At 59.2% G+C, this 10,458-nt stretch carries 7 protein-coding genes and 1 pseudogene; 5 read left to right on the forward strand and 3 right to left on the reverse strand.

Annotated elements, in window-relative coordinates; translation table 11 throughout:
- From BN1800_RS38060 to BN1800_RS38070, 3 genes are all read right to left on the reverse strand, one after another.
- Positions 1-3,415: translocation/assembly module TamB domain-containing protein (locus BN1800_RS38060; RefSeq protein ID WP_483251930.1), on the reverse strand; the 3,415-nt coding region annotated here is incomplete at its 3' end.
- Between the two features lie 62 nt (positions 3,416-3,477).
- Positions 3,478-5,400 carry an autotransporter assembly complex protein TamA gene (locus BN1800_RS38065; RefSeq protein WP_179214008.1) on the reverse strand — a complete coding sequence of 641 codons (1,923 nt, stop codon included), beginning with the start codon at positions 5,398-5,400 and terminating at the stop codon, positions 3,478-3,480.
- Positions 5,401-5,564: 164 nt separating this feature from the next.
- Positions 5,565-5,819 carry a YMGG-like glycine zipper-containing protein gene (locus BN1800_RS38070; protein WP_027513816.1) on the reverse strand — a complete coding sequence of 85 codons (255 nt, stop codon included), beginning with the start codon at positions 5,817-5,819 and terminating at the stop codon, positions 5,565-5,567.
- A gap of 269 nt (positions 5,820-6,088) precedes the next feature.
- On the opposite strand from BN1800_RS38070, the gene BN1800_RS38075 reads away from it, so the two are divergent.
- The 5 genes and pseudogenes from BN1800_RS38075 to BN1800_RS43725 all read left to right on the forward strand — a co-directional run.
- A complete protein-coding gene (locus BN1800_RS38075; protein WP_087005940.1) occupies positions 6,089-6,580 on the forward strand; it encodes a (2Fe-2S)-binding protein in 492 nt (163 codons plus the stop codon).
- An 85-nt stretch (positions 6,581-6,665) separates the two neighbouring features.
- Entirely contained in the window at positions 6,666-9,011 is a 2,346-nt protein-coding gene (locus tag BN1800_RS38080) for a xanthine dehydrogenase family protein molybdopterin-binding subunit (protein WP_087005943.1), read from the forward strand.
- Between the two features lie 12 nt (positions 9,012-9,023).
- Positions 9,024-9,821 carry an FAD binding domain-containing protein gene (locus BN1800_RS38085; protein ID WP_087005946.1) on the forward strand — a complete coding sequence of 266 codons (798 nt, stop codon included), beginning with the start codon at positions 9,024-9,026 and terminating at the stop codon, positions 9,819-9,821.
- A 208-nt stretch (positions 9,822-10,029) separates the two neighbouring features.
- Positions 10,030-10,293, forward strand: a pseudogene (locus tag BN1800_RS43720) (5-aminolevulinate synthase); the annotation flags it as partial.
- A gap of 13 nt (positions 10,294-10,306) precedes the next feature.
- On the forward strand, positions 10,307-10,458 hold a 152-nt coding region (locus BN1800_RS43725), incomplete at its 3' end, for an aminotransferase class I/II-fold pyridoxal phosphate-dependent enzyme (protein WP_425299110.1).

Here is a 10,458-nt window from a genome sequence, read left to right on the forward strand (position 1 = left end):
TTAAGCCAAGCGGAGCAAGACCTGCCTGTTTCGTATGGCTTGTGGCTGCGTCCTTCCAGTCGAGATCGAAATCGACTGCCGGCGCAACAGGCGTTCCCGATGCTTTGGCAGTTCCTGAGATCGTGCCCTGCGCAGCAAGTCCGGGCACGAAGCTGTTTGCAATGCTTGCCGGGACATTGTTGAGATTGGCATTCACATCGAGGTTTTGGACCGTCGTTCCCGCGATAACGATATTCCCGTCCGCGCTCAGTCCCATGTTGGCTGCACCGGTCAGGTCCGCATCGAAGTCGAGTTTGTTGTCGGCGAATTTACCCGTCGCGCTTAAGCCAAGCGGAGCAAGACCTGCCTGTTTCGTATGGCTTGTGGCTGCGTCCTTCCAGTCGAGATCGAAATCGACGGCCGGCGCAACAGGCGTTCCCGATGCTTTGGCAGTTCCTGAGATCGTGCCCTCCGCAGCAAGTCCGGGCACGAAGCTGTTTGCAATGTTTGCCGGGACATTGTTGAGACTGGCATTCACGTCGAGGTTTTGGACCGCCGTTCCCGCGACAACGACGTTTCCGCTGGATTTCAAGGACAATCCGTCGGCGCCATCGACGGCTGCGTCGAAGTCGAGCTTGTTATCGGCGAATCTTCCGGTCGTGGCGACGCCGAGCGGCGCGAGATGCGCACCTTTCGTGTGGCTGGTTGCAGCATTCTTCCAGTCGAGTTTGAAATCCGCAATCGGCGCCGCCCGCGTACCCTTGACCGTCACCGTGCCTGAGATGGCACCTTCGGCGTTCAGCTTCGGCACGAAGCCGTTGGCAAGGCTTGCGGGCAGGTCGCTGATGACGGCATTGATGTCGAGCGTCTCACCCGCCGAGCCGGTGACTGCCACGGAACCGCTGGCGGTTTTGACCGTGAGGCCTCTCAGCGCCGCCTGGCCGTCCGCAATCGCGATTTCGGCGGGTTGAGAAAGCTCAACCGGAATGTCGCGCGGCTTGCCCGAAAATCGGACGAGCCGGATCGTCATGCCGCCGGCATTCGCTTCGAGATCGCCTTCAGCAAGCAGCGGATTATCATCGTAGACAGCGTTAAGATCGAAGTTCGTACGGTTCTGTTGCAGTACGAAATTCAGCGCCGGTCCTGCAAGCTTGTTGGCCCCGGAAGAGATCTCGCCGGCCTTGATGATGCCATTGACGGCGAGGGCTTTGAGATCGGTGACGGTGACAGCAATATCAGGTCTCACGATCGAAAGCGTGTCGCGCTGCAGGCCATTTCCTGCGGCCGTCACCTTGAGCGCGATCTTGCCTTTGTCGTTGGCGATGTCGAGCATACCCTTGAGATCGCCTTGGGCTTTCTGTCCGCCAAGTGCTGCCAGCGGGCTGATATCCGGAAAATCGAAAGCGAGCAGGCCAGTCGGCTCGAAGCGTGAGGACAGCTGGAGATTGCCTTCCAGCCGGTTCCTGCCGACATCTGCACGGAGAGACGGAATGCTGATGATGCCGTCTTTGGACTGAGCATCGGCATTGACGGTGATCGGCTGGCCATCGATCGTGCCTTTGGCATCGACGGTGCCCTGTGGTGCGGCTGGATCAACCGTACCGGAGATGTTGACGTCCAGATCGCCAAGCGTGCGGCCGGCGGTGCGAAGGGTTGCGGCCTTCAGGTTTGCCTTTATCGCCAGTGCCGTCAGCGGGCCGCTGGCATTGACCGTATAGCTCGCCTCGCCTTCAGCGGTTTCCAGCAGCTTGCTTATATCGGGTACGCGCCCGGAAAGGTTGGCGGTGAGGGTTTCGTCATCAAGCGTCACCGTGCCGGCGGTTTCTATCGTACCCGATTTGATGACGATATTCGAGAGATTGATCTTGGACGGAATGGTCCCGGCGACCTGCGTATCGATCGAGATCGGCGTAGCGAAGCGCGGCGCAATCGCGGGCGGCAGCGCGGCCGGTTGAACGGTAAGCTTCGCATTCCCCGTCAGCGTGTTGTCGGTAAGCTTGTAGGTGCCGTTGACGGTGCCGCTAGCATTGGCGCTTTCGAACGTCGTCCCGTTGAAACCTACGCTGTCGGCGGCGATCTGAAGCGGCGCGGCAAGAGTCACGGGGCCTTGCACCGCCCGATTGATATCCGGATTCTGAAACATCGTATCGCCGGCAACCATCCGCAATTGAATGGCGCCCGAGCGCTTGGCGAGGTTGAAGGCATCGCTCTTTGCGGTCAGCTTTACGTTGCCGATCGTCGCCTGCGGCAATGTTGCCGCATCGAGGGAGGCGCTGGCGTTCAATCGTGCTGACTGCGCATCGCCGGTGAGAGCGAGGTTCAGGCCCGTGACCATGAAACGCGCTTCGCCATCGGCAAGCGGCCAACGAAAATCGACCGGGCCTGACGTACCGAGCACGTTGGCGTTCAGGCTGTTGTTGCCCGCTCGGTCCAGAGTGCCGGATGCCGCAATGACGACGCTGCCGGTCGCTATGTTGCCGGTCTGGATGTCAAGTTTGCCCTTATTGTCGAAGGTGGCGGAGACATCGATGTTCGTCTGGCCGGAAAACAGTGGCCGGAAGGCTGGAGGCAGAAGTGTGCTCAGATCGCCGCCGCCCTTGAGATCCAGGTGGTGCAGACCATCCTGCGTGAGGGCGTGATGTCCTTTGATCGAAGCGCGCTCCTGGCCGTCCAGGGCGGCTTGAAGCCTGCCGTTCCAATCCGAAATCGGCCCTTCGCCGTCGACGACGATATCGACTGCAGGGTCGCCCGGCAGCGATAGGAAAGTCGCAAGTAGTCCACCCTTCGGTTCAGAAAGCTGCGCCTTCAGCCGCAGCTGGTTCTGATCGGGCATGAAAGCCAAATCGGCTGAGAGTCTAGCGTCCGGCACGTCGTGGCGGCTGAGATTGATTGCAGCGATCCCGCCGTTCTGGTCGGCCCGCAGATTGCCGCCGGCCGTTAAAGTAAACGCACGCCCAGTGAACTGTTCGCTGAGGCTGACCTCCGGGACGACGATCTTGTCGACATCGATTTTGATCGGCAGGATGAAACCCTCATCCTCACCGCTTGCCGGCGGCGACGGGATAGTGCGTACAGGCTTCCGAATAAGGTTGACCGAGCTGATGGAGATCTCGTTTGCGTGGAACGTGCCGCGGAGCAGCGCAAGCGGATTCCAGTCTATCGAGAGACCTGTTACCTGCGCGAATACGCCCCGCGTATCCGAGACCGTTATCTCCGCTGCGCGCAATCCGCCAGTCAACAGGCTGCTTGGTTCACGGACAGCGATCTTCATGTCGCGGTTCGAAAGGATTTCGGCGACCTCTTCCGTGATGATGCGGGAGCCGAACGAGGTAAAGCCGACGATTGCGATCCCTATGGAGGCGAGGATCAGCATGATGCCGGTCGTGACGCCGAGCACCCGGATGGTCCAATTCACGAATTTCGTCAGCGTCTGCATGGAGGAGGAACTACCCCGTTCTCGTCATCATTCGCGGGTTTGAAATCCGCGAATATCGCATTCTAGAAAGACTGGCCGATCCCGGCATAGATGCCGTAACTCGTGCCATTCTCGTACTTGTTCAACGGTACGGCAAAATCAAGCCGCAGAGGACCAAAAGGCGTGGCGTAGCGAATTCCGATGCCGGCACCGGCGCGGATATCGGAAAAATCGGGAAATTCCTCGCTCCCAACCGTTCCGACGTCGATGAAGGGGACGACGCCGATGGTTTCGGTGATCCGGACGCGCGCTTCCAGCGAGGCCGTGACATAGGATTTGCCGCCTGTCGCTTCGTCCTCCGCGTTGTACGGCGAAATCTCCTGGAAGCCATACCCCCGCACAGACCCGCCACCGCCGGCAAAAAAACGTCTTGTTGCGGCAATCTCGTGCAATTCTCCGCCGACCAACAGGCCGGCGGCAACCTTGCCTGCAAAAACAACATTGTCTTCCGCGCCGATTGACTGATAGCCGGATATCGAACCCTCGAATGACGAATAGATGGCGCCGTTGAATGCCTCGTAGCTCGGTGTTGCTGCGAGCGTTGCCCGGTATCCTTCTGTAGGATTGAGTTTGTTGTCGCGCGCATCGCGCTCGTAAGTGAGCGGCAGGGCGAAAGTCAGATACTCATTGTCACCGAACGCGTCATCGTCCTTTTCATAGCTGATTTCAGCGCTCGCCGAGACGATATCCTGATCGGTCAGTTCATGAGACAGGCCGAGCGACGCTGTGATCAGCGAGGCATTGTAGGCATCTGGATTTTCGGTCTTTGCGAGAATGCCGGCCTTCAGCGTTGCCGCAGGAAAAAAGGCACCGGGCTTGGTGAAGAGAATGCCTGTAGAATAGTCAAGATTTGTGATGTCGTTTTCGCCAAGGCGGCCAACGGCTCCCTCGATCCGAAGGGATTCCGCTTCGCCAAAAAGGTTGCGGTGTCCCCAATAGCCTTGGACCCCGATGCCGTCGATCGTCGAGTAATTGGCGCCGAAACCGAAATAGCGTTGCTTGCCTTCCGAGACCTCGATGGTCATCGGCAAGGTGCCGTCGGCAGAAAGGGTATCGGCTTCGTGAATGGTGACGCTCGAAAAAACGCCAAGCTTGCGTAACCGCTCGCCCGCCTTCTTGAGCGCCTCGGGAGAATAGGCTTCGCCTTTTTCGAGGCGCGAATAACGCTGGATGAAAGCAGGTTTGACAGCTTTCTGCCCAGTGACGCCGACATTGCCGATCGGGGCCACCGGACCGCCTTCCGTCGCGATGACGATATCCACGGTACTGGTGCTGTGATCGGCCACCACTTGCCGCGTGGTCAGCTTCGCAAGTGGTCTTCCTTCGCTCTTCAGCTGTTCGACGATCTTGTCACCGGCCTTGATGATTGTCAGCGACCCGGCTTCTTCGCCAGGCGCCAAATCGTAATCGGCGGGATTGCGGCTTGCAGCATCGCCGCCGAACTGCACTTCCTTGACGCGGAAGACGGGTCCCGGCTCGACTGCAACATGAACAGGGATTGGCTTCGACCGATCGAAAGTCGGATTGGGAGGCAGGTCATCGATATTCTTTCCGTCGATCGTGATTGTCACGACGCCACCGTAACGCGCCTTCTCATAGAGCGTCGCGATCAGGCGGTCGCGGTCGTCGCGCGCCTTGACGACAATTCCGAGATCGCCGGACACCGGGCGATCTTCGTCGCCGATCAGACGGGAACTGTTCTCCAACGCTTCTTTGAGATCGGGATCGGCGGTATCGGTTGTGAGATCGGCGTCGTAGCGCACAGGATCGGGTACCTGCTCGCTCTCACTGTCGTCTTCGCCAAAAATGGTGATGCCGAAAAGCTTGAATGCATAGGCCTCGCCAGTCAGAACCGGTGAAAACGCAGCCGTTGCCGCGATCACCATCATGGTGCCTGCCCGCCGATACGCAAAACCCGATTTCGGTGTCTTCCCTCTGATATGCATCCGCCGCTTTTGATTACATGCGTTGCCCAGCCATTAACAGCTTAGCGGCAAAAATGCACGGGGTGTATCGATTTAAGTTATTTTCGAGCTAATTTAGCACGAAAAAATGAAAAATCCCGGTTTGAAGCCGGGATTTTCGGACCTTGCATAGCTACATCTCGGCGTTACGGGCAATCGTCGATATAGCGGCGGCCATAACGATCGCGATAGTAGCATTGTCCAGGCTGTTCTGAGACGCGGCCAATGACGGCACCTGTGACGCCGCCGATTGCAGCGCCGACTGCCGCTCCGCGAACATTGCCTGTGGCGACGCCGCCGATCACCGCGCCGGATGCCGCACCGATCCCGGCACCCTGTTCCGTCGGCGTGCAACTCGCAATCGAGAGGCCGATCAGAGCGAATGCGATTACTTTCTTCATTTCTTTTCTCCAAGGTTGGCCGTCCTAGGCAGCCGCTGTCCCTTCCACCGTGTCTTTTTGATAGTTAAAACTATGTCGCGACAAGATGGCGTCTACCTTGTGCTTGAAATTTTTGTGATCACGGTTCTTTTCAGCGCGATTCAGATGTCGTGCGGAATCTTGCGTTTATCCGTGAGGCAAATTTGATAGAGCGCCCTAAAGTAGCGGTTGATCACGAAGCGAAAAAGTCAAATGATGCTCCTGTGCCTGGAGGGCACGAGGAGGAAATTATGGCGAAGGTGAAACTGACGGTGAACGGCCGGGCGGTGAGCGGCGATTGTGAAGAGCGCATGCTTCTCGTCCATTTCATTCGCGAAAAACTTGGCCTAACGGGAACGCATGTCGGCTGCGACACCACACAGTGCGGCACCTGCGTCGTCGATATGGACGGCAAGTCGGTCAAGAGCTGCACGATCCTCGCCGTTCAGGCATCAGGCTCGTCTGTCACGACGATCGAAGGCTTGGCCGCGAATGGTGAACTTCATCCGGTTCAGGCCGCCTTCAAGGAACATCATGGGCTCCAGTGCGGATTCTGCACGCCTGGCATGGTGATGACCGCGGTCGACATGATCAGCCGTCACGGCGGACAGCTAGATGAACAGACGGTTCGCCGGGAGCTCGAAGGCAATATCTGTCGCTGCACTGGTTACCACAACATCGTCAAGGCCGTGCTTTCCGCCAACGCGGAGATGCATGGTGGCGCCAAGCAGGCTGCCGAGTAAGATTTCTCCAGAATTGCCTGGCTGACTGCCGAACACAATCGCTTTTGGCGGAATGCCTGGCCCGAAACCCCATTGGGAGGACATCATGGGTGTCGAAGGAGTTGGTGCACGCGTCGCACGCAAGGAAGACAGGCGGTTTCTGACCGGCAAGGGCCGCTATACGGACGATATGGTCGTGCCTGGCATGAAATACGGCTATTTTGTTCGCAGTCCGCATGCGCATGCCAAGATCAAGAGCATCGATACCTCGACTGCAAAAACCATGCCCGGCGTCATCGACGTGCTGGACGGCAAGCAATTGCTCGCCGATGGCATCGGCAACCTCATCTGCGGCTGGATGATCCATTCGAAGGACGGGTCTCCGATGAAAATGGGCGCGTGGCGCCCGTTGGCGGTAGAGACGGTGCGCTATGTCGGCGATGCCGTTGCGATCGTCGTGGCTGATTCGCTCGGCGAAGCGCGCGACGCGGCAGAAGCGGTCGTTGTCGATTATGAGGAACTGCCGACCGTGATCGAGGCGGTTGATGCGCTGAAACCCGGCGCGCCGCAAATCCATCCGGAAGCGGCCGACAATCTGATTTTCGACTGGGAGATCGGCGATGCTGCCGCTGCCGACCAGGCGATTGCGGAAGCAGCGCATGTGACTGAGGTAGATATCGTCAATAACCGTCTCTCCCCCAATGCGATGGAGCCGCGCGCGACGCTCGGCATCTACGATGCGGGCGAGGACCATTTTACTTGCTACACCACCAGCCAGAATCCGCATCTGGCGCGGCTGGTCATGAGCGCTTTCTACAACGTGGCGCCGGAAAACAAGCTGCGGGTTATCGCGCCGGATGTCGGTGGCGGCTTCGGTTCCAAAATCTACATCTATCCGGAGGAGGTCATCTGTCTCTGGGCATCCAAGAAAACCGGCGTGCCAGTGAAATGGACTGCGGACCGCACGGAGGCCTTCCTTACGGATGCCCATGGCCGCGACCATGTCTCAAAGGTAAAGATGGCGTTCGACAAAGACCACCGTATCATTGGATTGAAGGTCGACACGATTGCCAATCTCGGCGCCTACATGTCGCTATTTTCGTCCTGCGTGCCGACTTATCTCTACGCCACGTTGCTTTCCGGCCAATATGACATCCCGGCAATCCACGCCAATGTGCGTACGGTCTATACCAACACCGCACCTGTCGACGCCTATCGTGGTGCGGGACGGCCGGAGGCAACCTATCTCCTCGAGCGGACCATGGAAACGGCGGCGCGCGAGCTCGGCGTTTCGCCGGCGGAACTCAGGCGGAAGAATTTCATCCGCGTGTTCCCGCATCAGACGCCGGTTATCTTGAACTACGACGCGGGCGATTATGAAGCCTCGCTTGACGCGGCGATGCAGGCGGCGGATTGGAACGGTTTTGCCGCGCGCAAGGCCGAGGCCGAGCGCCGCGGCATGAAACGCGGCATCGGCATGAGCTGTTACATCGAGGCATGCGGGCTTGCTCCGTCGCAGGCTGTTGGTTCCCTCGGAGCTGGTGTCGGCCTTTGGGAATCCGCCGAGGTGCGGGTCAATGCCGTCGGGACCGTGGAGGTCCTGACCGGATCGCACAGCCACGGGCAAGGACATGAAACGACGTTCGCACAACTCGTTGCGGGCCGGCTCGGCGTGCCGATCGACAGCATATCCATTGTTCACGGCGATACCGACAAGGTGCAGATGGGCATGGGTACCTACGGCTCGCGCTCTGGTGCCGTCGGCATGTCAGCCGTCGCCAAGGCGCTCGACAAAGTCGAGGCCAAGGCAAAGAAGATCGCCGCCCACCTCATGGAGGCGGATGAGAGCGATATCGTGATCGAAAACGGCGAGTTGAAGGTGGCGGGCACGGACAAGACGCTGCCCTGGTTCCAGGTGGCGCTTGCTGCCTACACCGCCCACAATTTGCCGGCGGGCATGGAGCCGGGATTGAAGGAGACGGCGTTTTACGATCCGTCGAACTTCACGTTTCCGGCAGGCTGCTACATCTGCGAGGTCGAAGTCGATCCTGAAACGGGGACGACAGAAATTATCCAGTTCGTCGCGGCCGACGACTTCGGCAATATCATCAACCCGATGATCGTCGAAGGCCAGGTTCACGGCGGCATTGCGCAGGGTATCGGTCAGGCGCTGCTTGAAGGCGTGCACTACGATGAAAATGGCCAGCTCCTAACGGCGAGCTACATGGACTATGCCATGCCCCGCGCCGCCGACCTGCCGTCATTCAAGATATCCCACCAAAACACGCCATGCCCAAGCAATCCGCTCGGCATCAAGGGCTGCGGTGAGGCGGGTGCGATCGGTTCGCCGCCGGCACTGATGAACGCGATCACGGATGCGATCGGCAACAACATGCTGACGATGCCTGCCACGCCGCAGAAGGTGTGGATGGCAGCGCAAGCAACCCATTGAGGAGGAACGGCCATGTATCAGACGAACTATCACCGCGCCTCGACAGTCGATGAGGCCGTCAGCATGATCGCGGGTGCAACGGAGGGCAAATATGTCGCCGGCGGCATGACGTTGATCGCAACGATGAAGCAGCGGCTTGCCGCACCGAGCGATCTCGTTGACCTGCGCCATGTGGAGGCGATGAAAGGGATCAGCGTCGAAGGCCGCAGGGTGCGGATCGGCGCGGCAGTAACGCACGCGGAGGTGGCTTCTTCTACAGCTATTGGCGCGATCTGCCCCGCTTTGTGCGAACTCGCCGGACGGATCGGCGATCCGCATGTGCGGCATATGGGAACCATCGGCGGTTCGATCGCCAATAACGATCCCGCTGCCGACTATCCGGCCGCGATGCTGGCGCTGAATGCCCGCATCATTACGAATAAGCGCGAGATCGCAGCCGACGATTTCTTCACCGGCCTTTTCGAAACGGCGCTTGAAGACGGCGAACTGATCACCGCAATCACCTTCGAGGCACCGGAGAAGGCCGGTTACCTGAAGTTTCCGAATCCGGCGTCCCGTTATGCCATGACCGGCGTCTTCGTCGCGAGAGGACTGGGCGGCGTGCGTGTCGCCGTTACAGGAGCTGGTTCCAACGGTGTCTTCCGCCAACCCGCCATGGAGCAGGCGTTGAGTGCCAACTGGTCATCGGGCGCGATAGCGGGCGTCAATGTCGATCCGGCAGGATTGATGTCGGACCTGCATGCCAGCGCGGAGTATCGCGCCAATCTGGTGAAGGTGATGGCGAAGCGCGCCGTTGCTGCGGCTGGTTAGCATGCCAAAAAGGGAGCCGGCTTCGGGCTCCCTCAATCATACGAGAATGCGCTCCGGACGAGCGTAGCGGACGTGTGGTCGCGTACTTTTTATCTGGAATCATTCAAAAATATGGGCCATTTGCCGCAGTTGATGTTAAAGCGTGATGTAAGGGTTGACGCGCGATCGTCCGCTCAGCAAAACCGTCGCGCGATACTGGAGCACATGCATGGATTTCGAAGGGTTTTTTAGGAGCGAGCTGGACGGGCTTCACGCCGAAGGCCGCTACCGCGTTTTTGCCGATCTCGAGCGTCACCGCGGCCACTTTCCGCGCGCCACGCGCCATACGGCGGACGGTGCGAAGGACGTCACCGTCTGGTGCTCCAACGACTATCTCGGCATGGGCCAGAACCCGAAGGTGATCGAGGCGATGAAGAACGCCATCGACCACTGTGGCGCGGGTGCGGGAGGCACCCGGAATATCTCTGGCACCACCCACTANGGCGATGAAGAACGCCATCGACCACTGTGGCGCGGGTGCGGGAGGCACCCGGAATATCTCTGGCACCACCCACTACCATGTCCTGCTCGAGCGCGAGCTGGCCGACCTGCACGGCAAGGAAGCGGCACTGATCTTCACCTCCGGCTACGTCTCCAA

Origin of the sequence: Rhizobium sullae (assembly GCF_900169785.1) — a bacterium.
Taxonomy (GTDB): domain Bacteria; phylum Pseudomonadota; class Alphaproteobacteria; order Rhizobiales; family Rhizobiaceae; genus Rhizobium; species Rhizobium sullae.